Annotated in this window: 20 protein-coding genes and 2 tRNA genes; 16 read left to right on the plus strand and 6 right to left on the minus strand. The window is 69.9% G+C overall.

What is annotated here, in order from left to right:
• Positions 1-55 precede the first annotated feature (55 nt).
• Positions 56-1108 (plus strand): 3-isopropylmalate dehydrogenase, encoded by a 1053-nt coding sequence (locus ACX80U_RS12485; RefSeq protein WP_133080761.1) that lies wholly within the window; start codon positions 56-58, stop codon positions 1106-1108.
• Between the two features lie 97 nt (positions 1109-1205).
• Positions 1206-2312 (plus strand): branched-chain amino acid aminotransferase, encoded by a 1107-nt coding sequence (locus ACX80U_RS12490; RefSeq protein WP_459268679.1) that lies wholly within the window; start codon positions 1206-1208, stop codon positions 2310-2312.
• 121 nt (positions 2313-2433) lie between these two features.
• On the opposite strand, the gene ACX80U_RS12495 is transcribed toward ACX80U_RS12490, so the two are convergent.
• Positions 2434-4008 carry an EAL domain-containing protein gene (locus ACX80U_RS12495; RefSeq protein ID WP_133080759.1) on the minus strand — a complete coding sequence of 525 codons (1575 nt, stop codon included), beginning with the start codon at positions 4006-4008 and terminating at the stop codon, positions 2434-2436.
• A 435-nt stretch (positions 4009-4443) separates the two neighbouring features.
• Entirely contained in the window at positions 4444-5484 is a 1041-nt protein-coding gene (locus ACX80U_RS12500) for a hypothetical protein (RefSeq protein WP_459268680.1), read from the minus strand.
• A 209-nt stretch (positions 5485-5693) separates the two neighbouring features.
• Here ACX80U_RS12500 and ACX80U_RS12505 point away from each other — a divergent pair, with 209 nt between their 5' ends.
• The 8 genes from ACX80U_RS12505 to ACX80U_RS12540 all read left to right on the plus strand — a co-directional run bounded on the left by ACX80U_RS12505 (position 5694) and on the right by ACX80U_RS12540 (position 13335).
• Complete coding sequence (locus ACX80U_RS12505; protein WP_459268681.1) at positions 5694-5834, plus strand: hypothetical protein; 141 nt, start codon at positions 5694-5696, stop codon at positions 5832-5834.
• A gap of 219 nt (positions 5835-6053) precedes the next feature.
• The gene (locus ACX80U_RS12510; RefSeq protein ID WP_133080757.1) at positions 6054-6827 is read left to right on the plus strand and encodes a fumarylacetoacetate hydrolase family protein; all 774 of its coding nucleotides are present in this window, start codon (positions 6054-6056) and stop codon (positions 6825-6827) included.
• 119 nt (positions 6828-6946) lie between these two features.
• Positions 6947-8455, plus strand: coding sequence for a glutamate--tRNA ligase (gltX, locus tag ACX80U_RS12515; protein ID WP_459268682.1), 1509 nt, complete (start codon positions 6947-6949; stop codon positions 8453-8455).
• 3 nt (positions 8456-8458) lie between these two features.
• Entirely contained in the window at positions 8459-9289 is an 831-nt protein-coding gene (locus ACX80U_RS12520) for an HAD family hydrolase (RefSeq protein WP_459268683.1), read from the plus strand.
• Between the two features lie 69 nt (positions 9290-9358).
• Positions 9359-9430, plus strand: a tRNA-Gln gene (locus ACX80U_RS12525).
• A gap of 67 nt (positions 9431-9497) precedes the next feature.
• Positions 9498-9570: transfer RNA gene (locus ACX80U_RS12530), tRNA-Glu, on the plus strand.
• Positions 9571-9673: 103 nt separating this feature from the next.
• Complete coding sequence (locus ACX80U_RS12535; RefSeq protein WP_459268684.1) at positions 9674-11476, plus strand: dynamin family protein; 1803 nt, start codon at positions 9674-9676, stop codon at positions 11474-11476.
• Positions 11473-13335, plus strand: coding sequence for a GTPase (locus tag ACX80U_RS12540; protein ID WP_459268685.1), 1863 nt, complete (start codon positions 11473-11475; stop codon positions 13333-13335). Before ACX80U_RS12535 ends, ACX80U_RS12540 begins: the two co-directional genes overlap by 4 nt.
• Positions 13336-13441: 106 nt before the next feature.
• Here the strand turns inward: ACX80U_RS12540 and ACX80U_RS12545 are convergent, their stop codons facing one another.
• The 3 genes from ACX80U_RS12545 to ACX80U_RS12555 all read right to left on the minus strand — a co-directional run bounded on the left by ACX80U_RS12545 (position 13442) and on the right by ACX80U_RS12555 (position 15442).
• Complete coding sequence (locus ACX80U_RS12545; protein WP_459268686.1) at positions 13442-14089, minus strand: MBL fold metallo-hydrolase; 648 nt, start codon at positions 14087-14089, stop codon at positions 13442-13444.
• A 71-nt stretch (positions 14090-14160) separates the two neighbouring features.
• The gene (locus ACX80U_RS12550; protein ID WP_459268687.1) at positions 14161-14721 is read right to left on the minus strand and encodes a DUF1697 domain-containing protein; all 561 of its coding nucleotides are present in this window, start codon (positions 14719-14721) and stop codon (positions 14161-14163) included.
• Position 14722: 1 nt separating this feature from the next.
• On the minus strand, positions 14723-15442 hold the full coding sequence (locus ACX80U_RS12555) for an IclR family transcriptional regulator (protein ID WP_133080752.1): 720 nt from the start codon (positions 15440-15442) through the stop codon (positions 14723-14725).
• Positions 15443-15587: 145 nt separating this feature from the next.
• Between ACX80U_RS12555 and leuC the strand changes: the two genes are divergently transcribed.
• The 6 genes from leuC (at position 15588) to ACX80U_RS12585 (ending at position 22234) form a co-directional block, all read left to right on the plus strand.
• The gene (leuC, locus tag ACX80U_RS12560; RefSeq protein WP_459268688.1) at positions 15588-17054 is read left to right on the plus strand and encodes a 3-isopropylmalate dehydratase large subunit; all 1467 of its coding nucleotides are present in this window, start codon (positions 15588-15590) and stop codon (positions 17052-17054) included.
• Positions 17055-17063: 9 nt separating this feature from the next.
• Entirely contained in the window at positions 17064-17663 is a 600-nt protein-coding gene (gene leuD / locus ACX80U_RS12565) for a 3-isopropylmalate dehydratase small subunit (RefSeq protein ID WP_133080750.1), read from the plus strand.
• 226 nt (positions 17664-17889) lie between these two features.
• Positions 17890-19239: a UDP-N-acetylglucosamine 1-carboxyvinyltransferase gene (murA, locus tag ACX80U_RS12570; RefSeq protein WP_133080749.1), complete on the plus strand. Its 1350-nt coding sequence runs from the start codon at positions 17890-17892 to the stop codon at positions 19237-19239.
• A gap of 12 nt (positions 19240-19251) precedes the next feature.
• Positions 19252-20040, plus strand: coding sequence for a lysophospholipid acyltransferase family protein (locus ACX80U_RS12575; RefSeq protein WP_459268689.1), 789 nt, complete (start codon positions 19252-19254; stop codon positions 20038-20040).
• Between the two features lie 2 nt (positions 20041-20042).
• Positions 20043-21086, plus strand: coding sequence for an NAD(P)H-dependent glycerol-3-phosphate dehydrogenase (locus ACX80U_RS12580; protein ID WP_459268715.1), 1044 nt, complete (start codon positions 20043-20045; stop codon positions 21084-21086).
• Positions 21083-22234, plus strand: coding sequence for a D-alanine--D-alanine ligase family protein (locus ACX80U_RS12585; RefSeq protein WP_459268690.1), 1152 nt, complete (start codon positions 21083-21085; stop codon positions 22232-22234). The genes ACX80U_RS12580 and ACX80U_RS12585 overlap by 4 nt, the downstream gene beginning before the upstream one ends.
• A 55-nt stretch (positions 22235-22289) precedes the next feature.
• Here ACX80U_RS12585 and ACX80U_RS12590 read toward each other — a convergent pair whose 3' ends face one another.
• Positions 22290-23345 (minus strand): YeiH family protein, encoded by a 1056-nt coding sequence (locus tag ACX80U_RS12590; protein WP_459268691.1) that lies wholly within the window; start codon positions 23343-23345, stop codon positions 22290-22292.
• Positions 23346-23394: the final 49 nt, after the last annotated feature.

Raw genomic sequence — 23394 nt, forward strand, 5'->3', positions numbered from 1 at the left:
GTCTCACCCTGCGGACGGATTGTCGCGGGTTCTGGCGCTTTCCTACGCTGGGAGCATGACTGATGCCGCGCACCACATCGACCTCGCCGTCATCCCCGGAGACGGGATCGGACCCGAAGTGACCGCCGAAGCGGTGAAGGTCCTGCTGGCGGCCGTCGGGAACGCCGTCGATGTCGCGCTGACCGAGTACGAGCTCGGCGCCGAGCACTGGCTCGCCACAGGGGAGACCCTGCCGGATGCCACCCTCGAGCGACTGCGGAGCCATGACGCCATCCTCTTCGGGGCGGTAGGGGCCGCCCCGGGCGACACCCGCATCCCCTCGGGCCTGATCGAACGGGAATTCCTGCTGAAGCTCCGCTTCTCGCTCGACCACTTCGTGAACCTGCGTCCCTCGAGGCTGTACCCGGGAGTCCCCAGCCCGCTCGCCGCCCCCGGCACCATCGATTTCGTCGTCGTCCGTGAGGGCACGGAAGGTCCCTACACGGGCAACGGCGGAACGCTGCGGGGCGGAACACCGCACGAGGTGGCCACCGAGGTCTCCCTCAACACCGCCCACGGTGTGGAGCGCGTGGTCCGGGATGCCTTCGTGCGGGCCTCGGGACGCCGGAAGAAGCTCACGCTCGTGCACAAGCACAACGTGCTCGTCTACGCGGGCCACCTCTGGAAGCGCACCGTCGAGGCGGTCGCCGCCGACTTCCCCGACGTGAGCCACGACTACCTGCACGTGGACGCGGCGATGATCTTCCTCGTCACGGATCCGTCGCGCTTCGACGTCATCGTCACCGACAACTTGTTCGGTGACATCGTCACCGACCTCGCCGCCGCCGTGTCGGGAGGGATCGGCCTCGCCGCGTCCGCGAACCTCAACATGGACCGCACCGCGCCGTCCATGTTCGAGCCCGTCCACGGATCGGCCCCGGACATCGCCGGCCGACAGGTGGCCGATCCCACGGCCGCGATCCTGTCCGCGGCCCTCCTGCTCCGGCATCTCGGCCACGACGCTCCCGCGGAGCGGATCGAGCAGGCCGTGGAGCAGGACATCGCCGCCCGTTCCGGGGCCCGCAGCACGTCGGCCGTCGGCGATGCTATTGCCGCTGCCGTGTCCTAAGGTGGTTACACATCATTAACCCAGTGCCGGAGCACTGACCACCGACGGGCGACGGCGGCCACGCCGCACGTGCAGTCCGTTCCAGCGCGGAGGAACCATGACAGCCACCGATACCCAGTTCGCCCAGCACCTGTCGACGCAGCGGGCGTCGGCCGAGGAGCGCGAGGCGGTGCTGGCGAATCCGGGCTTCGGCAATTTCTTCACCGACCACACGGCCGTCGTGGACTTCCGCGTGGACGAGTCCGGCGTCGGCGGCTGGCACGATGCACGACTCGAGCCCTACGGTCCGATCGCGCTCGATCCGGCGGCCGCCGTCCTGCACTACGGCCAGGAGATCTTCGAGGGGATGAAGGCCTACCGGCATGCCGACGGTTCGGTGTGGACGTTCCGCGCCGATGCGAATGCCGCCCGCCTCAACCGCTCCGCAGCCCGCCTGGCACTGCCCCAGCTGCCCGAGGAGCTGTTCCTCGAGTCCCTGCGCCAGCTCGTCTCGGTGGACGCCGACTGGATCCCTTCCGGGGACGGGGAGAGCCTCTACCTCCGGCCGTTCATGATCGCCACCGAGGCGTTCCTCGGGGTCCGGCCCGCCCGCGAGGTGTCCTACCGGGTCATCGCATCACCTGCGGGCAACTACTTCGGCGGCGAGGTGAAGCCGGTGGACATCTGGGTGTCGCGCAACTACGCCCGGGCCGGGCGCGGCGGAACCGGCGCAGCGAAGGCCGGTGGCAACTACGCCTCGTCGCTCGCCGCCCAGCTCGAAGCCGAGGCGCACGGCTGCAAGCAGGTGCTGTTCCTCGACCAGTTCAACGACAACGCCGTCGAGGAGCTCGGCGGCATGAACGTCTTCTTCGTCTTCCGGGACGGTTCGCTCGTCACTCCTGCCCTGTCCGGCACCATCCTGGAGGGCATCACCCGGTCCTCGATCATCCAGCTCGGACGCGACCGGGGGCTCACCGTCAGCGAACGCAGGATCACGCTCGACGAGTGGCGTGACGGCGTCGCCGGCGGCGACATCACGGAGGTCTTCGCCTGCGGTACGGCGGCCGTGATCACGCCGATCGGACAGCTCCGCGACGGCGACGAATTCATCGGTGCCGCCGGCACGCCCGCCGGAGAGGTGACCATGTCGATCCGCAGCCAGTTGCTGGGCATCCAGACCGGGACCGTCGAGGACACGCACGGCTGGCTCACGCGCCTGGTCTAGGAGCCACCGCGGGCGGCGTCCGTTCCACCCGGAAGGGGTGGGCGGGCGCCGTTCCCGTACGTCGCGGTACGACCGTCGCGGGGGAACGCGGTCCGGTTCCGTCCCCGTCCGTGCGCAGGGATCAGCGCGACGGCGCGGTCTCCGGGCCGTCGACCCCTTCGCCGACCCGCAGGTAGCGCGTGGTGGACAGGAGCGCGCCCGTCTCCTCCGCAGGCATCGGGCGGCTGAAGTAGTAGCCCTGGCCGCTCGCGCAGCCCAGTGCCCTCAGCTGGTCCGCCTGCTCCCGTGTCTCGATGCCCTCGAAGACCGCTTCGAGTCCGGCGGCCCGGATGAGCTGGAGGATCGCCGCGACGAACTCCAGCTGCCCCGCCCGGGTGTTCAGTTCGACGAGGAGCGAGCGGTCCACCTTCACCATGCTCACGGGGAGTTCCCGGAGGTAGCTGATGGAGGAGTAGCCGGTACCGAAGTCATCGATCTCGATGCCGACACCGAGCTGCTGCAGGCTCAGCAGGGAGTACATCTCCACTTCGCCCCGCGTCACGATCGCCGTCTCCGTGATCTCGACGACCAGGTTGCGGGCGGGCAGGTCGAGCTCGCGCAGCAGGGTCCGGATGTGGTCCACGAGGTCGAGCTGTTTCAGTTCGACGGCCGAGAGGTTGACGCGCAGCTGGAAGTCGTCGTCGAGGACGAAGTCCCTGCGCCACTGGGCGAGCTGCCGCAGCGAGGCGGACATCACCCATCGGTCGAGGTCGTGGATGACCCCGATCTCCTCGGCCAGGGGGATGAACGTGTCCGGCGGGATGAGTCCGCGCAGGGGGTGCTGCCATCGCACGAGGACCTCGACGCCGAGGATCCTGTTGGTCGCCAGTTCGACGACGGGCTGGTAGTGCAGCACGAGTTCGTCCGAGCTGATGGCGCCGCGCAGTTCCGTCGCCATCTGGCTGCGGAGTTGCCGGGAGTACAGCATGACGGGTTCGAAGACCTTGATGATGCTGCGGCCCTCGCGCTTCGCGGCATACATGGCGGTGTCCGCGTCCAGCAGCAGTTCCTCGGCCGTCTGGTCGGCGGTGCCGAGCCGGACGCCGATGCTCGCGCGGGAGTGGACGTAGAGGGAGTCGAGGCGGATCTGCTCGCCGAGGACCTCCAGGGCCCTCCGGGCGACCTGCATGGCGATGTCCATGGTCGCGGCCGGCAGCAGGATCGCGAACTCGTCCCCGCCGAGCCGTGCCACGAGGTCGGTCTCGCGCACCACGCTGTTGAGGCGGTTCGCCACTTCCTGGAGGACGCGATCGCCCGCGTCATGACCGAACCGGTCGTTGACGTTCTTGAAGCTGTCGAGGTCGAGGAGGAGGAGGGCCGGTGGCGGGGCGCCGTTGGCGGCCTGGGTGAGCGCCTCCTCGATGCCGTCCATGAGTGCCACACGGTTGGCGAGCCCGGTCAGGGCGTCGGACATCGCCATCTTCATCATGTCGAGGTGCGCCTGGCGGAGCATCGCCGTGCGGCTCTCGACGCGCTTCTCGAACTGCTCGTAGACCTGTTCGAGTTCCTCAGCGAGCAGGTTCACGCCGGTGATGACGGCGTCGACCTCGTCCCGTGCGCTCGACGGCTCGATGCGGCTGCTGAGTTCTCCACGGGACAGGCGGACGATGCTCTCGACCAGCATGGCCAGCCGGGGGTCCTTGTGGTCAGCGCTCATTTGTCCCAGCGTACAGTCCGGAGGCGGAGCTTCCCCGTGAGCGGAGCCCGGCGGGGCGGAAGCGGGCGCAGGGCGCGGGGACGGCGACAACCAGCCATGTCGATACCCCCGAATCGTCGCCGTCGAATCACGTGGTCCACGCCGGCCGGATGGGCGGCGTGTCCTGTGTCGCGTGTACCTGGAGCGCAGTGCCGAGGCGCGACGTGACGGGGAAAGGTTAGCACTGTGCATCGACACTTCCCGGCCGTGCGGTGGACGCCGATCCATCGAGCACCGGCCACTCGTCCCCCGCAGCAGGAAACCCCGGTCGGGGTGGGAGTAATGGGGGGAAACGCCCAGCCCGACCGGGGCCTGCGGACGAGTCTACGGCAGAAGTGTCGAGGGCACGTCCCGAGGCGGGGTCAGGAACTCCTTGACATCGCACCGGGAGCCGGTTCAGGGCCGGGACGCTCCGATGTCCCGGATCAGTGCCCGGACTGCCGATGCCCTGTCGTCGGCTCCCGACTGGAGGAAGAGCTCTTCGCTGGCCTCGAGGCTGTCCACCGCGTCACTGCTGAGGCCCTGCCCCGACAGGGCCTGGCCCAGGAGGAAGTGCGCCTCGGCGGCCGTGTGTGTCGCGAGCAGCTGTTTCCGCCCGATGATGCCGTCGAGCTGTTCGATCGCTGTCTCGAATTGTCCGGTCAGCACGAGCCACTGCGCCCTCGTCAGGCCCAGTTCCAATCGGTCCCGTTCCGTCCCCCCGACGATCGAGCTGGCAAGTTCCGCCCGCTCGATGCATTCCAGTGTCTCCGGCTCGATCACGCCGGCTGTCAGTCGGAGCGAGGCTGAAGCCCGGTTGAACCGAGCCCAGAGGTCCAGGTCATTCGTGGGGGAGAGGCTCTTCGCCGCGAGCTGGTGATAGCTCACGCCATCCGTGATCCGCTTCAGAAGGAAGGCCACATTGCCGATCGCCCAGTACGACTGCCCGGCATACTTGCTGTCCGGCTCGCGGCTGAGCAGTTCCGCGAGCAGGACACACTGCTCCCAGGCCTCCTCGAGCTGACCACTCTCGGCAAGAGCAGCGATCAGGGCGTTCCGTGCTTCGATCTCGATGCTCGAGTGGTCCGGCGCGCAACTGGCGGCGTCCACGGCTCGTTGGGCCGCGTCGACGGCTCTCGTCAATTCACCGCTGCCCTGCAGCGCGAAAGCCACCAGGGTGGCGACGCGAGCGCTCAGAGCATTCGACGAGCGCGTCAGCGCATGGCTCGAGAGGACGTCAGCGACCTCCAGCGACTCCGCCATGAAGCCGAGCTTGCGGAGGCATTCCGAAACGAGGAACTTCGCGTTCCACCAGGCCTCCTCCTCGCCATCCTGCTCCGCGGTGGTAGCGAGTTCCTCGGCCAGGTGCTGGGCTCCAACGTAGTCGCGTTGGTTCCAGGCATCGCGCGCTTGGAGCTCGAGCAGCAGTCGCTGGCCGGGAGCTTCCCTGAATGACATGCGTACCTTCGGCTTTCCGTGTGGTCGGGCTGCTCATCCCATTATTCGGTGCACGAGGTCCAAGAACCATCCGCTGGAAAATACTTCAAAAAAAGTAGTCGGAAAATGTTACTAAAGTGACTGGAGTGGCTTACGATAATTATCGAGCCGCTTGTGGTAGTGAAGCGGTTCTCCACCACCACTGTTGATCAAGCCAAAGGACCACCGTTATGAAGCGCCTCACCTCCGCACTCCTCCTCGCAAGCCTCCTCGTCACCGGCGGTGCAGCAGCGGCCAACGCCGCCCCCGCCAAGTCCGGCACCGGCACCACTGTCACCTCGCCCGATCGCGTCGGCAACTGGCCGTTCTGATCCACTCTCGGCTGTACACCGCCATCCGTTAGGCGGACAGCACCAGTAGGGCTTGAAATGCAGTACTGATACCGCGGGCACCCTCGACGCTGGGGAGGGAGTGCCCGCGGTATCTCCTTTTAAGCGTTCCGCCGGGCGTCCTCGGCCCCGCTCGTGTGCCGATGATGGCAGCGGCAGGCGCCGCGCCGGGCGCCGATGCCTCACGCTAGGCTTGGCCGCATGCGAATTGCACGCTTTGTCGTAAATGATGACCCACTGTTCGGCGTCGTGGAAGGTGCGGCGGGAAGCGAGGAGGTGGCCGTCATCCAGGGCGACCCCTTCTACGCCGGCGTCCAGCTGACCGGCGTCCGCCATGCGCTGGAGGACGTCCGGCTCCTGGCCCCCGTGATCCCCCGCAGCAAGGTGGTGGGAATCGGCAGGAACTATGCGGACCACATCCAGGAGATGGGCAGTGAGACGCCTGCCGCACCGCTGATGTTCCTCAAGCCCAACACGTCGGTCATCGGTCCCGGCGACCCGGTCATGCTCCCGTCCTTCTCCGACCAGATCTCGTACGAGGCGGAACTGGCCGTCGTGATCGGCAGGATCTGCAAGGACGTCCCGCTCGAGCGGGTCGACGACGTCGTCTTCGGGTACACGTGCGCCAACGACTTGACGGCGCGTGACGTGCAGAAGACGGACGACCAGTGGGCACGGGCGAAGGGCTTCGACACGTCCTGCCCGATCGGTCCGTGGATCGAGACCGACCTCGACCCCGAGAACCTCACCGTCCGCGGATCGCTCGACGGCGAACTCCGCCAGGACGGCTCCACGAGCGACATGATCTGGGGCGCGCGGGAACTCGTCGCCTACGTCTCGCAGGCGTTCACCCTCCTTCCCGGAGACGTCATCCTGACCGGGACGCCCGCCGGCGTCGGTCTGATCACGGACGGCCAGCGGTACGACGTCGAGATCGAGGGCATCGGCCGCCTCTCCAACCCGGCCCGCCGCTGACGGTTCCGCGCCTGGCCGCTCCGCGCCTCCTGGTCCGTCGTCGGCCACTCACTGTCAGGCCCGACGACGGACCCGCGGCTCGCGCGGCGCCTGATGGTCCCACCTAGACTGGGACCATCATGACTACTGCCGCAGAGATCCCCACCGTCACCGATGCCACGTCCGTCCGCGTCCGATTCTGCCCGTCGCCGACGGGTACGCCCCACGTCGGGCTGATCCGGACCGCCCTCTTCAACTGGGCCTACGCGCGCCACACCGGTGGCAAGCTCGTCTTCCGCATCGAGGACACCGACGCCGCCCGGGACAGCGAGGAGAGCTACCAGCAGCTCCTGGAGGCCATGAGGTGGCTGGGCATCGACTGGGACGAAGGCGTGGAGGTCGGCGGACCGCATGCGCCCTACCGCCAGTCGCAGCGCGGCGAGCTGTACCAGGACGTCATCGAACGGCTCGTCGCCGCCGGGCACCTCTACGAGTCCTTCTCCACGCCGGAGGAGGTGGAGGAGCGCCACCGCGCAGCCGGCCGTGACGTCAAGCTCGGCTACGACAACCACGATCGCGCCCTGACCGACGAGCAGAAGGACGCATTCCGGTCCGCCGGGCGGCCCGCCGTCCTCCGCCTGCGCATGCCGGACGAGGACATCACCTTCACCGACCTCGTCCGCGGCGACATCACGTTCCGCGCCGGCAGCGTGCCCGACTTCGCCGTCGTGCGTGCCAACGGGGCGCCGCTCTACACGCTCGTGAACCCGGTGGACGACGCGCTGATGGGCATCACGCATGTCCTGCGCGGAGAGGACCTGCTGTCCTCGACGCCGCGCCAGGTCGCGCTCTACCGTGCGCTGATCGACATCGGCGTGGCCCGCTACATGCCGCTGTTCGGACACCTGCCCTATGTCATGGGCCAGGGCAACAAGAAGCTGTCCAAGCGGGATCCCGAGTCCAACCTCTTCCTGCACCGTGAGCGCGGCTTCATCCGCGAGGGGCTGCTCAACTACCTGTCGCTGCTGGGCTGGAGCCTGTCGGCCGACGAGGACATCTTCTCCGTGGAGCAGCTCGTCGAGAAGTTCGACGTGCGCGACGTGCTCGCCAACCCCGCGCGCTTCGACCTCAAGAAGGCAGAGGCGATCAACGGGACGCACGTGCGGCTCCTCGATCCCGCCGAGTTCCGCTCCCGGCTCCTGCCCTACCTCGCCTCCGCCGGGCTGATCGCCGCCGAGCCCTCCGAGGAGGAGCTGCGCATCATCGCCGAGGCCGCCCCGCTCATCCAGGAGCGCATCACGCTCCTCGGCGAGGCTCCCGAGATGCTGGCCTTCCTGTTCAAGGCCGACGACGCCGTGGACGTCGCCGACGACGCCCGCAAGGGCCTGCCGGACAACCTCGGCGAGGTGCTCGACGTCACGCTGGAGGCCCTCGAGGGCTGCGAATCCTGGGACGCCGAAGCGCTGCAGGCCGCGCTCCGGGGTGCCCTGGTCGACACGCTCGGACTCAAGCCGAGGCTCGCGTTCGGACCGGTCCGCACGGCGATCTCCGGACGCAGGATCTCCCCGCCGCTCTTCGAGTCGATGGTGATCCTCGGCCGCGAGTCCTCGGTCGCGCGCGTGCGTGCGCTGCGCGCCACGGTGGACTGACCCGTGCCTGATCCGGCAGCCGAGGCGGCGGGGGGCATCGGCCCCGGGGTCGACGGCGTGCTCTTCGACATCGACGACACCCTCGTGGACCTCGAACAGGCCATGGGGCGGACGCTCCAGGCGATTCCCGATCCTGCGCTCAGCCACCTCACCGATGACGACTGGGCGCGCTACAAGGCCCTGTACACCGGCGACCCGCACAGGCACTACGACCGCTTCCTCGCGGGGGAGCTGACGTTCGAGGAGCAGCGCGTCCACCGCGTGCGCCACGCGCGCTCCGCATTCACCCCGGAACCCTTCCTCGGCCGGGTGGCGGACGAGTGGGTCCATGAGTACGAGCGCACCCTGCCGCTGCATTTCCGGGCGTACGACGACGTCGGGCCGCTGCTCGACGAGCTCGACGCGCGCGGGATCCCCTACGGAGCGGTGAGCAACAACGTCCACGACTACCAGCGGGCGAAGCTGGACCGGGCGGGGCTGTCCCGCGTCGAGGTGCTCGTGGGCATCGACACCGTCGGCGTGGCGAAGCCCGAGCCCGGCATCTACCTCGAGGGCGCACGACGGATCGGCACGACGCCGGCCCGCACCCTCTACGTCGGCGACAACCGGCTGGTCGATGCCGTGGGTGCACGGTCGGCCGGACTGGTGGGGGTCTGGCTGGACCGCGCCGGGACGGGGCGGGAATCCGGGACCGATTCCGGGGCGGGCGCCGCGGCGGACGGGCCGTCCGGGGGAGTCCCGGTACCGGGCCGGGCCTCGGCGGAGGACGCCCTGGAGGTGCCGCGGATCACCGGGCTGGCGGCCGTTTTGCAGTTCCTGCCCTCTGTCCGGTAAAGTTATATCTCGGCGCGGAGCGGTTACGCGATCGAAACCCAGCACCATCGGGGCTTCGGGAAGTGCCATTGGGGTATGGTGTAATTGGCAACACACTGGTTTCTGGTACCAACATTCTAGGTTCGAGTCCTGGTACCCCAGCGCACTCCGGTCCTCGCGGACGGGATGGCACAAGCAGTAGAAAAACAGTAGTAAGATGAAAAGTACTGGCCCCATCGTATAGCGGCCTAGTACGCTGCCCTCTCACGGCGGTAACGCGGGTTCGAATCCCGCTGGGGTCACAACGGTCCGCAAGGACACGACGGGAAGTCCCGGACATCAACACGATGTCCGGGACTTCTTCGTTGGTGGGGTGCGTCTCCGGGCGGCTGGCATGATGGAGCCATGAGTGCACCGATCACCGCCGGCGAGCCCCGCGGGCTGTCACCGCTGCTGCGGGAGGTGCGCGCCGCACTCGAGGACCTCGTGTTCCCCCTCGCCCTGCCCGGTTCCGTGGAGGCACGCGAAGCGGCCACCGCAGCCCGGGCCCAACTGAACGACTACATCCTCCCGCGCCTCGCCAGCCTCGACGCGCCGCTCATCGCCGTCGTCGGGGGATCCACCGGTGCTGGGAAGTCCACCCTGGTGAACGCCCTGGTCGGGCGGCCCGTCTCGGTGACGGGTGCGGTGCGGCCCACCACGCGCCAGCCCCTCCTGCTCCACCATCCCGAGGACGGCGCGTGGTTCGACGACACACGCGTGCTGCCGACCCTGAGCCGCGTGCGGATCGCGGACGACGACGGAGCCGACCCGGATCCGGACGGGCCCGCGGCCCTGCCTGCCCGCATCGGGCAGGCAGCCGACGCGAACACGCTATTGCTGCGACCCACGCGGTCCCTGCCCGCCGGGCTCGCCCTGCTCGATGCCCCGGACGTCGATTCCATCGCCGACGAGAACCGCAGGCTCGCCGGACAACTCCTCGCAGCGGCGGACCTCTGGCTCTTCGTCACCACCGCCAACCGCTACGCGGACGCCGTGCCCTGGAAACTGCTGGCCGAGGCGGGCAGGCGCGACGTCCTGGTGGCGATCGTCCTGGACCGCGTCCCGCCCGGGGTGGAGGAGGAGGTCAGGAGCGACCTGCTGACACTCCTGTCCGCCGAGAACCTCGGGCACGCACCCATCTTCGTCGTCCCGGAGACGCCCCTCGTGGGCCCGGCGAAAATGCTGCCCGCCGGCGCCGTCGAGCCCATCACCCGCTGGCTCCAGGCCCTGGCCGCCGACGCGGAGGGGAGGCGGGACATCGCACGGCGGACGGTGGGCGGTGCGATGCGCGCGCTGGCCGGGCGCATCGACTCGATCGCCGCTGCAGCCGCGCAGGAACAGGCCGCCGGGGATGTACTGCGCGCGGCGGTGGACGGTGCGTACCGTGACGCGCTGGCGGACGTCCTCGCGGCGACCGAGGACGGCAGGCTGCTGCGCGGCGAGGTCCTCGCCCGCTGGCAGGATTTCGTCGGCACGGGCGAATTCATGCGGGGGCTCGAGTCGAGGATCGGACGCGCGCGTGATCGCGTCAGTGCCTTCTTCACGGGAAGGCCGGCTCCTGCGGCGACCGTGGCCGAAGCCATCGGGAGCGGCCTGCAGACGGTCATCGTGGAGCAGGCGGCCCGGGCCGATGAGGTGGCGAGGCGACGCTGGCGGGCGGAGCAGGCCGGGACCGCGCTGCTCGCCGGCGTGCCCTCCTGGCGTGCCGAGGACTTCTCCACCGCGGTGGCCCGCGAGATCCGGGCATGGCAGCAGGACCTCCTGCAGCTCGTCCAGGCCGAAGGAGCGGACAAGCGGTTCACGGCACGCATGCTGTCCTTCGGCGTCAACGGGATCGCCGTGGCCCTGATGGTGGTGGTGTTCGCGTCCACCGGCGGACTCACGGGAGGCGAGCTGGGCATCGCGGGCGCATCGGCAATCGCCGGACAGAAGCTCCTCGAAGCAGTCTTCGGTGACGACGCCGTGCGGCGCCTGACCGTCACGGCACGCAGGAACTTGTCGCAGCGCGTCGAAGGACTGTTCCGCCAGGAACGCATCAGTTTCGACCGCTGCCTCGACCCGCTGGCACACCAGACGCCGGCGGAGACGCTGCGGGTACTGGCCCGGCAGCTGCGGACAGCACTGCCGGGCGGGCAGCAGCCGACGACTATCGAGGACGACGCATGAGCCGACCGGGGGACGCAGCGGTCCAGACACCGCTCGCGTCATCGCTCACGGACGCCCTCGACCGGCTGGCGACGGCCTACGACCTCGGCGTGGACCGGTTGCCGCCGGAACGGCTGGAGAGGCTGCACGCCACACTCGACCGCGCCGGCTCCCGGCGATCGCTGTCCGGGAACCACACGGTCGTCGGCGTCTTCGGGCCCACCGGCAGCGGGAAGTCCTCCCTCGTGAACGCCCTGAGCGGGACGGACGCCGCACGGGTGGCAGTGCGGCGCCCGACGACGTCGGAACCGCTCGCCCTGGTCTGGGAGAGCGCGGGAAGCGGCGAGTTGCTCGACTGGCTGGGCGTCGGCCAGCGCGTGGAACTGCCGGCCGGGGCGCCGCTCCTCCGGGGACTCGACCTGCCGGGACACGACGGCGCAACCGCGGATTCCGGAGCGCCCACGCCGTCCGCCCTTCCGCGGGAGGAACCGGACGGTGCGCGAGGCGCGGGCGACACGCGACGGGGACCGGCCAAGGAGTCCCGCGGAGTCCTGCGCAGGATCTTCGGCCGGCGGCGCAGGGGCGCCGTGTTGTCCCGACGGGACGATCCCTCCGGATCCGCGGCGCCAGGGGCGACTGCTGACGCCGCAGGTTTGATCCTGCTGGACCTCCCGGATTTCGACTCCACCGCCGCGGCGCATCGCGACGTCGTGGAACGGCTCGCCCGGCAGGTGGACGTCCTGCTGTGGGTCGTCGATCCCCAGAAGTACGCCGATGCGGCGCTCCATCACGGTTTCCTGCGGGGACTGGCGTCCCACGAGGCCGTGACACTGGTCGCGCTCAACCAGGCGGACCGGTTGGAGCCGGCGGACCTCGACGCCGTCACGTCATCGCTGGCCGGGATCCTCGCGGGGGAGGGGCTCTCCGGTGTGGCCGTCCTGCCGGTGTCCGCACGCACGGGAACGGGCCTCGACGCGCTCGCCGCGGCGATCAGGGCCCATGCCGAGAGCCGCGCCGCCGCCACGAGACGGCTGTCCGCCGACGCCGCGGGAGCGGCCACCGAACTCCTGCCCTTCGTTGCGGAGGAACCGGTGCCGCTGCCCGCAGCGGACGCGAGGTCCGCGCTGTCGGACGAACTCGGTGTCGCCGCCGGTGTCCCGGTGGTCGTCGACGCGGTGCGGGCCGCCTATCGCCGGGACGCGCACGCTGCCGCGGGCTGGCCCGTGACGCGCTGGCTGGCGAGGCTCCGTCCCGACCCCCTGCGACGCCTCAACCTCCGGAGCCAGGATGTCGTCCCCGAGGTGCGCCGGTCGTCGCTACCGCTCGGGCAGCCTGCCCAGCGCGCACGGGTGGACCACGCACTGCGGGTGTTCGGCGATGCATCGGCGCAGGGCGCACCCGAGCCCTGGCACACCTCGATCAGGGACGCGGCCCGCGGGACGGCGGGGGAGCTCACGGATGCCCTCGATGCCGCCGTCACCGGCACGGACCTCGAGACGGATCGACGCTGGTGGTGGGGGGTCTTCGGTGTCCTGCAGTGGGTCGCCTTCGCGGCGCTCGTCGCCGGACTGGTGTGGCTCGGCGTCCTTGCCGTCCTCGGGTTCCTGCAGCTGCCCGCTGTCGACGTGCCCCGCGTCGAGGGGTTCCCGGTTCCCACGCTCCTGATCCTGGCAGGCGGCGCGGCCGGCATCCTGCTGGGGATACTCGCCGCGCTGCTCGCGCGGTGGGGAGCCGCCCGGCGCGCGACACGGGTGCGCCGGCGACTCCTGGCATCGTGCTCCCGCGCTGCCCGGGACATTGTGATGCGGCCCGTGGAGGGCGAGGTGGGGCGCTGCAACGACTTCCGGGCAGCGGTCCTCGGGGTACTCCGGCGGACCTAGCGGCTGTCCGGCCCGGTCCGTCCTACTGCGGTGGCCGAATCCGGCCGGCAGGCCCTCGTGCAGCAGGCGGTGCCACGCCGGGTAGGGGGCCGGCCGTCGAGGCGGGTCATGGCGTCTGCGCGCTCGTCCGCGCCACCGCGTTGTGGCCCGAGCAGATCCAGCCGACGGAGCCCGTGCGGATGCGCTCGGCGAGCACCTGGACGGTGCGTGCGGCCACGGGCTTGTCATTGATGACGATCGCGTAGAAGTCGCTGACGGTGCCGTCCGCCGATACCTTCGCGGCGTCGCCGGTGAAGAGCACCCCACGCCACTGGTACGCGTAGTGGCCGGGCGTGTGCCCCGGCGTCGGGAAGTACTCGAGTCCGGAGAAGATCTCGCCCGACCCGTCCAGCTCCCGGGCACCCTCGGGGAAGGGGACGCGCGCCACCTTCTTCAGGACCTTCCGGAAGACCGTCTTCGGCTCGACCCTGCCGCGAAGGATGTCGGCATCGGCGGCGCCGATCCATACCGTCGCCCCGAGCATCTCCTGCAACCGCTGCGCGACCTGCGCGTGGTCGGCGTCGTAGTGGGTGAGGACGATGTCCGTGATCGGCCCGGTCGTCGACTCTCCGGCGCGCAGTTCGGCGACGATGCCGTCGAACCCGGAGGACATCCCCGGGTCGATCACCGCCGCGCGACCGGCTCCCGCCACGACGAACCCGTGCGAACCCTTCTGGTGTTCGAGCTGGTAGCAATCCTGGGCGATGAGGCGCATGGGTATCCTTCGGCTGGTCCTGGGGCTGCACGAACACTATCAACGCAGTCCCGTGCCCGGCACTCCCGTGCTCAGGCGAGGAGGCGCAGCACCTTGTCCACGGTGTTGATGTTCCGCGTCGTGGACGTCGACGCATACCGGGCGCGGGCGAGGAGCTTCGCCACGGGCACCTCCGTCGACTGACCCTTGGGGGAGAACCAGCTGATCGCCGTGCCGCCCGGGAGCGCCGTGGGCTGTTCGGCCAGCGCCGTGGCGTCACCGAGGAACCCGTCCCGTTCGGCGCGACCGGTGAAGAAGGTCACGTAGGTGTGGACTCCTCCCGGCGGTCCCGGCGGTCCCGGCGGCTCGGGGACCGCGGCGGCGATGCCCACCAGGTCGGCGCGCTCGACGACGATCACCCACGCCTCGTAGCCGAAACGGCGACGCAGTGCCTCCTCGATGCGCTCCTTGAGATCGGCGGGCGCCAGGGAGGAGGAACAGGCAACATTGCCGCTGGCCAGCACCGTGGCCACCTCCGTGACGGGAAGACCGGTGAGTTCGTCGCGGACGTCGGCCATCCTCAGGGTGACCCCTCCGACGTTCACCCCGCGGAGGAAGACGGCGTACCGGAACCCCGCAGCGGGTTCTGCCATGTCAGTCCGCCGCCTTCGCGACCGCGAGGGTCAGCTGGCGCGCGGCGTCGGAGACGACTTCCGCGTGGATCCGTCCGGGCTGCCGCGTGAGGCGTTCCATGGGCCCGGAGATCGAGACCGCGGCGATGACGCGCCCGGACGGGCCGCGGACCGGCGCCGACACCGATGCCACGCCCGCCTCACGCTCCCCGAGGCTCTGCGCCCAGCCCCGCCGGCGGACGCCGGCGAGGACCGTCGGGGTGAAGCGTGCGTTCTGCAGTCCCTTGAGCAGCCGGTCGTGGTCCTCCCACGCCAGGAGGCACTGCGCCGCCGAGCCGGCCTTCATGGACAGCTGGGTGCCCACCGGGATGGTGTCGCGCAGGCCCACGGGGCGCTCCGCGGACGCGACGCAGACGCGCCAGTCGCCCTGCCGCCGAAAGAGCTGGGCGCTCTCGCCGGTGGCGTCGCGCAGGCTCAGGAGGACGGGCCCTGCTGCCGCGATGAGCCGGTCCTCGCCCGCAGCGGAGGCCAGTTCCACGAGCCGGCTGCCGAGCACGAAGCGACCCTGGATGTCACGGCCCACGAGGCGGTGATGGGCGAGGGCGAGGGCGAGCCGGTGCACGGTCGGTCGGGCGAGGCCCGTCGACGCGACCAGTTGCGCGAGGGTGGTGGGTCCGGCCTCGAGGGCGTCGAGCACGAGGGCGGCCTTGTCGATGACTCCGACGCCGCTAGAATTGTCCATAGAATGATATTGCCGTCTCATAATCTGAGACGCAAGCCGTCGAACTGGCACTCTCCGATGCGTGGCTGGTTGAGTTGATGCACCAAGGGTCGGGACGGCGGACACCCCGCCGCCGTGGTCCACCGGAACAGAGAAGGACGATCGTATGGGCAAGACACTGGCAGAGAAGGTCTGGGACGCGCACGTCGTCCGCAAGGGCGAGGTCGTCGGCGCGGAAGCGCAGCCCGATCTTCTCTACATCGACCTGCACCTGATCCACGAGGTGACCTCTCCGCAGGCGTTCGAGGGCCTCCGCCTGGCGAACCGGCCCCTGCGCCGTCCGGATCTGACGATCGCCACCGAGGACCACAACACGCCGACCCTGGACATCGACAAGCCCATCGCCGATCTCACCAGCCGCACGCAGATCGAGACGCTGCGCGCGAACTGCCGCGAGTTCGGTGTCCGGCTGCATTCGCTCGGCGACGCCGAACAGGGCATCGTGCACGTCGTGGGACCCCAGCTCGGTCTGACGCAGCCCGGACTGACGGTGGTCTGCGGCGACTCCCACACCTCCACGCACGGGGCCTTCGGGGCACTCGCCATGGGCATCGGCACCTCCGAGGTGGAGCACGTGATGGCCACCCAGACGCTCTCCCTCAAGCCCTTCAGGACCATGGGCATCACGGTCGAGGGCACCCTCAAGCCCGGTGTCACGTCGAAGGACATCATCCTGGCGATCATCGCGAAGATCGGCACGGGCGGTGGGCAGGGCTACGTGCTCGAGTACCGCGGCTCGGCGATCCGCTCCCTGTCGATGGAAGCGCGCATGACCATCTGCAACATGTCGATCGAGGCGGGGGCGCGGGCCGGCATGGTCGCTCCGGACGAGACCACCTTCGACTACCTGCAGGGCCGGCCGCATGCGCCGCAGGGTGCCGACTGGGACGCCGCCGTCGCCGACTGGCGGAACCTGCGCACCGACGACGACGCCGTCTTCGACGCCGAGGTCTTCCTCGACGCGGACGACCTCGAGCCCTTCGTGACCTGGGGGACCAACCCCGGCCAGGGCGTCTCCCTCTCGCAGGCCGTGCCCTCACCCGACGACTTCGCCGACGAGAACGACAAGGCTGCGTGCAGCCGTGCGCTGGACTACATGGCCCTGGAACCGGGCACCCCGATGAAGGACATCCGGGTGGACACCGTCTTCCTCGGCTCGTGCACCAACAGCCGCATCGAGGACCTCCGGATCGCGGCGGCCATCATCCGCGGCCGGGAGAAGGATCCCGCCGTGCGCATGATGGTGGTCCCGGGCTCGGCGCGCGTGCGCCTGCAGGCCGAGGCCGAGGGACTGGATCGTGTGTTCAAGGACTTCGGCGCCGAGTGGCGCTTCGCCGGTTGCTCGATGTGCCTCGGCATGAACCCCGACCAGCTGGCACCGGGGGAGCGTTGTGCGTCGACGTCGAACCGGAACTTCGAGGGACGCCAGGGCAAGGGCGGTCGCACCCACCTCGTCTCGCCCGTCGTCGCCGCCGCGACCGCGGTGCGCGGCACCCTCAGTTCGCCGTCGGACCTGGCACCGCGTCCCGGTACCGGGGCGCATGCCGCCGAGTCCACCGTCCCAGCAGCCTAGGAGAGCGCCATGGAGAAGATCACCACGCACACCGGCATCGGCGTCCCGCTGCGCCAGAGCAACATCGACACCGACCAGATAATCCCCGCCGTGTACCTCAAGCGCATCACGCGGACGGGCTTCGAGGACGCCCTCTTCGCCGGCTGGCGCAAGGACGAGGACTTCATCCTCAACCGGGAGCCGTACTCGCGCGGTTCCGTCCTCGTGGCCGGGCCGGACTTCGGGACCGGTTCGTCCCGTGAGCACGCCGTCTGGGCACTGAAGGACTACGGCTTCAAGGCCGTCCTGTCCTCGCGCTTCGCGGACATCTTCCGCGGTAACTCGGGTAAGCAGGGCCTCGTCGCCGCGCAGGTCGCGCAGGACGACATCGAGCTCATCTGGAAGATCCTCGAGAACGAGCCGGGGGCCACGGTCACGGTGGACCTCGAGTCGCGGATGGTGCACTGCGGGTCCGTGAGCGCACCCTTCCAGCTCGACGACTACACACGCTGGCGGCTGCTCGAGGGTCTGGACGACATCGGGCTCACCCTGCGGCAGGAGGAGCACATCACCGCCTTCGAGGCCAGCCGCCCCCGCTGGAAGCCGACGACGCTCCCGGCTCGCACGTAGGCGCCGCGCGCCGGGAGCAGCCGGACCCGGCGGGAGCCGCTGTCGTGCAGATCACGCCGCCGGGACCCGTCCGCGAGGAATGGCGACGCACCCGCGCTGGTTCCTCTCTGGAAACAGGGAGTGCACGAAGTACCCTTGTATTTCTGTCTGCTCCGTGGTTCTCCTATGCTTGGAACGAGCATTTTCGAGTCCGCAGGGGTTCAACGTAGAAGGAAAATAGGTATTCATGGGTAGCGTTCTGACCATCCGCGGCGGCATCCCGCTGACCGGCAAGGTATCCGTCCGCGGTGCGAAGAACCTGGTCCCGAAGGCCATGGTCGCCTCCCTGCTCGGCAACACGCCGTCGGTGCTGCGCAACGTCCCGGAGATCAAGGACGTCGACGTCGTCACCAGCCTGCTGCAGCTGCACGGCGTGACAGTGACCAAGGATCCGGTGACGGGCGACCTCACCATGGACCCCAGCGACGCCAAGATGGCACGCTCCAAGGACATCGACGCCCACGCCGGCGACTCCCGCATCCCCATCCTCTTCTGCGGGCCCCTGATGCACAGCATCGGCGAGGCCTTCATCCCGGACCTGGGCGGCTGCAAGATCGGCGACCGCCCGATCGACTACCACCTCGAAGTCCTCCGGAACTTCGGCGCCGTCGTGGACAAGCGTCCCGGTGGCATCTCCATCTCCGCCCCCAAGGGCCTGCACGGCGCGAAGCTCACGCTGCCGTACCCGAGTGTCGGTGCCACCGAGCAGGTGCTCCTGACCGCCATCCGCGCCGAGGGCATCACCGAGCTGTCGGGTGCCGCCGTCGAGCCGGAGATCATGGACCTCATCGCCGTCCTGCAGAAGATGGGCGCCATCATCACGGTGCAGACGGACCGCGTCATCCGCATCGAGGGCGTGAAGGAGCTGACCGGCTACAACCACAAGGCCATCTCCGACCGCAACGAGACGGCGTCGTGGGCCTCTGCCGCTCTGGTCACCCGGGGAGACATCTACGTGGAGGGCGCGCGCCAGCTCGACCTCACGGCCTTCCTCAACACCTACCGGAAGATCGGCGGCGCCTTCGACGTCGACGACGACGGCATCCGCTTCTACCACCCGGGCGGCGCGCTGAAGCCGCTGGTGCTCGAGACGGACGTGCACCCCGGCTTCATGACGGACTGGCAGCAGCCCCTCGTCGTGGCCCTGACCCAGGCCACCGGCGTGTCCATCGTGCACGAGACGGTCTACGAGAACCGCTTCGGCTTCACGGAGGCGCTGATCCGCATGGGCGCCAATATCCAGGTGCACCGTGAGTGCCTCGGCAGCGTGCCGTGCCGCTTCGGTCAGCGCAACTTCCTCCACTCCGCGGTGATCTCCGGGCCCACCCAGCTCCACGGCGCCGACATCGACGTGCCCGACCTGCGCGGAGGCTTCAGCCACCTGATCGCGGCCCTCGCGGCCGAGGGGGTCTCCCGGGTCACCGGCATCGAGCTCATCAACCGCGGCTACGAGCGCTTCCAGGACAAGCTCGAGGGCCTGGGCGCCGACTTCGACATCACGGAGGACGCCCCGGCTGCCGCCGTGGCTCTCTCCTAGGCGACCCGGCACATGGGGGAGTCACGGGGCTCGCGCGCCATGTTCACGTTCCTCGCCTCCTGGGTGAGGCCCGTCATGAACGCACTGATGGACAAGGAATGGCAGGGGCAGGAGAAGCTGCCCCGCGGGACGGGCATGATCGTCTGCCCGAACCACGTCACCGAGATCGACCCGGTGGTCGTGGGTCACTTCCTGTACAACCAGGGGATCATGCCGCACTTCCTCGCGAAGGCGTCACTGTTCGACGTGCCCGTGGTGGGGTTCCTCCTGCGGTCCATCAAGCAGGTACCCGTGGAGCGCAGCTCCGCCGGCGCCAACCGCTCCCTCGAAGCGGCACGGGACGCGCTGGCCGACGGCGGCGGGATCATCATCTACCCGGAGGGTACCCTCACCCGGGATCCCGGCATGTGGCCCATGAAGGGCCGCACCGGAGCGGCCCGCCTCGCCCTGCAGACGGGGGCGCCGGTGGTGCCCATGGCACACTGGGGCGCGCACGAGGTCTTCCCCCGCTATGCCAAGCGCTTCTACCTCTTCCCGCGCAAGCGGTCCCGAGTGCTGGTCGGCGAACCCGTGGACCTCTCCGAGTTCCGGGACGCCCCGCTGACGAAGACGACGCTCGACGCGGCGACGGACCGCATCATCGATGCGATCACGGAGCTGCTCGCGGAGCTGCGCGGAGAGGAACCGCCGACGGAGCGCTGGGACCCCGCGCGGAAGCAGCAGAAGCGGACCGGGCGCGATTTCGAGGTACAGGACGACGACGGGCGGCCCGGTGCGCCCCTGGACGAAGGGACACCGTGACGATCCGAACCGACGTCCGCGCGACGCCGCCTGCGAAGATCGCGGTGCTCGGGTCCGGCAGCTGGGGGACCACGTTCGCCAAGGTGCTGGCCGATGCGTCCGCGTCGACCGCCGTCATGCTCTGGGCCCGCCGCCCGGAGGTGGCCGACGAGATCACCGGCGACCACCGGAACTCCCGGTACCTCGGGGACACCCTGCTGCCCGGGAACGTCACGGCCTCGGCCGACGCGGAGGCCGTCCTGGCCGGGAGCGACCTCGTGGTCCTCGCCGTACCCGCGCAGACCCTGCGTGCCCAGCTCCCGGCGTGGCGCCCGCTCATCCCGGCCCACGCCGTCGTCGTGTCCCTGATGAAGGGCTTGGAGGTGGGCACCGATGCCCGTATGAGCGAGGTGATCGCCGAGGAGCTCGCGCTGCCGGCGGAGCGGATCGCCGTCGTGTCCGGGCCCAACCTCGCCATGGAGATAGCCCGCGAGGAGCCGACGGCTTCCGTCGTCGCGTGTCCGGACCACGACACGGCGACGTGGATCGCGGCCGCGAGCACGGCCTCCTACTTCCGGCCCTACACGTCCACGGACGTGATCGGGGTGGAGATCGGCGGGATCGTGAAGAACGTCATCGCCCTGGCCGTGGGGATCTGCGAGGGGCGCCGCATGGGCGACAACACCAAGGCCTCCGTGATCACGCGCGGACTCGCCGAGACCACGCGCCTGGCCGTGGCGCTGGGCGGCAAGCCCGAGACGATGGCGGGCCTCGCGGGCATGGGCGACCTCATCGCCACCTGTTCCTCGGCGCTCTCGCGCAACCACACCGCCGGGCACCTGCTGGGCCAGGGACTGACCCTCGAGCAGGTGACGGTGCGGATGAACCAGACGGCGGAGGGCATCAAGTCGGCCCAGGCCGTGCTCGACCTGGCCACCCAGCTCGGCGTCGACATGCCCATCACCGGCAGCGTGGTGGCCGTCCTCCAGGGGCACCTGTCCGTCAACGACCTCGGGCCACGCCTGCTGGCCCGCAACCTCAAGCCGGAAGGCGATTCCGCACCGTGACCACCGTGACCACCGAGACCCCCGCCTCCTCCCGCAAGCCGCGCGTGCTCGTCCTGTTCGGCGGACGGTCTAGCGAGCACGCCGTGAGCTGCGTGACCGCCGCCGGTGTGCTGGAGGCCATCGACCGCACGCGCTACGACGTGGTGCCGGTGGGCATCGCCAAGTCGGGGCAGTGGTCCCTCGTCTCCGCCGACCCGTCCACGTGGTCGCTGCGCTCCGACGTCCTGCCCGAGGTTCCCACCACAGGGCATGCCGTGGTGATGGGAACCGCGGCCGACGGCAGCGCGGGCCAGGAACTGCTGGTCGCCGCCCCCGGGGCGGTGCCGCGCAGCATGGGCGGTGTCGACGTCGTGCTTCCCCTCCTGCACGGTCCGTTCGGCGAGGACGGCACGCTGCAGGGCATGCTGGAGATGGCCGACATGCGGTACGTCGGTGCCGGCGTGCTGGCGTCCGCGGTCGGGATGGACAAGCACTACATGAAGGTCGTCTTCTCGGCGGCCGGCCTCGAGGTCGGCCCGTACGAGGTGGTGACGGACCGCCAATGGCGCACCGACGCCGAAGCCGCCCTCCAGCGCGCCGCCGCCCTCGGCTTCCCGGTGTTCGTCAAGCCGGCCAGGGCAGGGTCCTCCATGGGCATCAGCCGGGTGGAAGGGATCGGCGACCTTGGCGCTGCCATTGAGGCCGCGCGGGTTTTCGATCCCAAGGTCGTCATCGAGGCCGGCATCGAGGGACGGGAGATCGAGGTGGCCGTCCTGCAGGGCCGCGGCCTCGACGCACCGCGCACATCCCTTCCGGGCGAGATCGCGATGCAGCCCGGCGACCACGCCTGGTACGACTTCGAAGCGAAGTACGTCGACGGCGCCGCCGCGGAGCTGTCCTGCCCCGCGGACCTCCCGCCCGAGGTGATCGACCGCGTGCGGCGGCTCGCAGGCGAAGCCTTCGACGCGATCGGCGGCGAGGGTCTGTCCCGCGTGGACTTCTTCTACACGCCCGACGGCCGCCTGGTCATCAACGAGATCAACACCATGCCCGGGTTCACGCCGATCAGCATGTACCCGCAGATGTGGGCGAAATCCGGACTCGGCTATACGGAACTCATCGACGAACTGATCGGCCTGGCCCTCGACCGCGGTACCGGACTGCGCTGACGGTGGGCCGTCCGGGTCCCTGAAGGGGTGCCCGAGCGGCATCCGGACGAAGTGCCTAGGCCAGCGCCAGGACTCCGAGGAGCGAGACGCCCGCCAGGAACAGCGTCGACACCAACCCCACAGCTGCGAAGCGCCCGCCCGTGCGGAGCAGGCGCCGGACGTCGATGCCGGCCCCGAGACCGAACATCCCGGCAGCCAGCAGGATCGTGGTCAGCGTGCGTCCCGCATCGAGGACGGGTCCGGGCAGGACGCCGAGCGACCGCACGAGGACCATGGCGAGGAACCCGACGACGAACAGTGGCACGAGGGGTGTGCCCGGACGCAGGGAGAGCCGCCCGTCGTCGGTCCCCTCGGTCCCGGCCGCCGCGGCTGCGGTCGCCCGCCGTCGTTCGCCGATGCTCGCCACCGCCGCGACCGGTGCCAGCATCAGGACCCGGCCGAGCTTGACCACCGTCGCCGCTGCGAGCGCGGTGGCCCCGGCGGTGCTGGCCACGGCCACCACCTGCGCCACCTCGTGGACGGCGAGCCCCGACCAGATCCCGAACTCCGTCGCATCGAGGCCGAGGACCGCGTTGAGCAGCGGCAGGACGAGGATCATGAGGGACCCGTAGAGCGTGACCATCGCGACGGCGGAGGCCACCTCGTCGTCGTCGGCGTCCACGATGCCCTGCATGCCCGCGACGGCGGACGCGCCGCAGATCGAGAAGCCTGCTGCCATGAGCAGCGCGCCCGCGCGGCTGAGGCCGAGCCGTCGGCCCACCCACTGGGTGGTGTAGAAGCTGCCGGCGACGCACGCGACGATCAGCAGGATGACCTGGGGGCCTAGGGCCAGGATGTCCGGAAGGGCCAGCTGGAGCCCCAGCAGCACGACGCCGGCGCGGAGCAGGCGCTTGGTCCCCCCGCCGATGCCCGTGCGGAGCGTCGCCCCGTAGAACCCCGAGTTGCCCAGCAGGATCCCGAGTACCAGGGCGATGACCAGGGCACCGAGCACGGTCTGGACGCTCGCCAGCACCAGGGACGCGGCCACACCGGCGGCCATGACGAGAAGACCCGGGACCCACGCCCGAAGCTGTGGGTCCCGGGTCTCCGGGGTGGTGCTGCGGCTGCTCATCCGGGGGTCGATCCTGCCGGCCGCCCGGAGGCGGCGTGGTGCTGTCCGG

The organism is Arthrobacter sp. TmT3-37, from assembly GCF_054510835.1.

Coding starts and splice junctions, on each gene's coding strand:
- ACX80U_RS12555 (WP_133080752.1), bottom strand. CDS start 15,442: ATGGACAATTCTAGCGGCGTCGGAGTCATCGACAAGGCCGCCCTCGTG.
- ACX80U_RS12485 (WP_133080761.1), top strand. CDS start 56: ATGACTGATGCCGCGCACCACATCGACCTCGCCGTCATCCCCGGAGAC.
- ACX80U_RS12535 (WP_459268684.1), top strand. CDS start 9,674: ATGAGTGCACCGATCACCGCCGGCGAGCCCCGCGGGCTGTCACCGCTG.
- gltX (WP_459268682.1), top strand. CDS start 6,947: ATGACTACTGCCGCAGAGATCCCCACCGTCACCGATGCCACGTCCGTC.
- ACX80U_RS12540 (WP_459268685.1), top strand. CDS start 11,473: ATGAGCCGACCGGGGGACGCAGCGGTCCAGACACCGCTCGCGTCATCG.
- ACX80U_RS12500 (WP_459268680.1), bottom strand. CDS start 5,484: ATGTCATTCAGGGAAGCTCCCGGCCAGCGACTGCTGCTCGAGCTCCAA.
- ACX80U_RS12495 (WP_133080759.1), bottom strand. CDS start 4,008: ATGAGCGCTGACCACAAGGACCCCCGGCTGGCCATGCTGGTCGAGAGC.
- leuC (WP_459268688.1), top strand. CDS start 15,588: ATGGGCAAGACACTGGCAGAGAAGGTCTGGGACGCGCACGTCGTCCGC.
- ACX80U_RS12590 (WP_459268691.1), bottom strand. CDS start 23,345: ATGAGCAGCCGCAGCACCACCCCGGAGACCCGGGACCCACAGCTTCGG.
- leuD (WP_133080750.1), top strand. CDS start 17,064: ATGGAGAAGATCACCACGCACACCGGCATCGGCGTCCCGCTGCGCCAG.
- ACX80U_RS12490 (WP_459268679.1), top strand. CDS start 1,206: ATGACAGCCACCGATACCCAGTTCGCCCAGCACCTGTCGACGCAGCGG.
- ACX80U_RS12545 (WP_459268686.1), bottom strand. CDS start 14,089: ATGCGCCTCATCGCCCAGGATTGCTACCAGCTCGAACACCAGAAGGGT.
- ACX80U_RS12550 (WP_459268687.1), bottom strand. CDS start 14,721: ATGGCAGAACCCGCTGCGGGGTTCCGGTACGCCGTCTTCCTCCGCGGG.
- ACX80U_RS12505 (WP_459268681.1), top strand. CDS start 5,694: ATGAAGCGCCTCACCTCCGCACTCCTCCTCGCAAGCCTCCTCGTCACC.
- ACX80U_RS12575 (WP_459268689.1), top strand. CDS start 19,252: ATGGGGGAGTCACGGGGCTCGCGCGCCATGTTCACGTTCCTCGCCTCC.
- murA (WP_133080749.1), top strand. CDS start 17,890: ATGGGTAGCGTTCTGACCATCCGCGGCGGCATCCCGCTGACCGGCAAG.
- ACX80U_RS12510 (WP_133080757.1), top strand. CDS start 6,054: ATGCGAATTGCACGCTTTGTCGTAAATGATGACCCACTGTTCGGCGTC.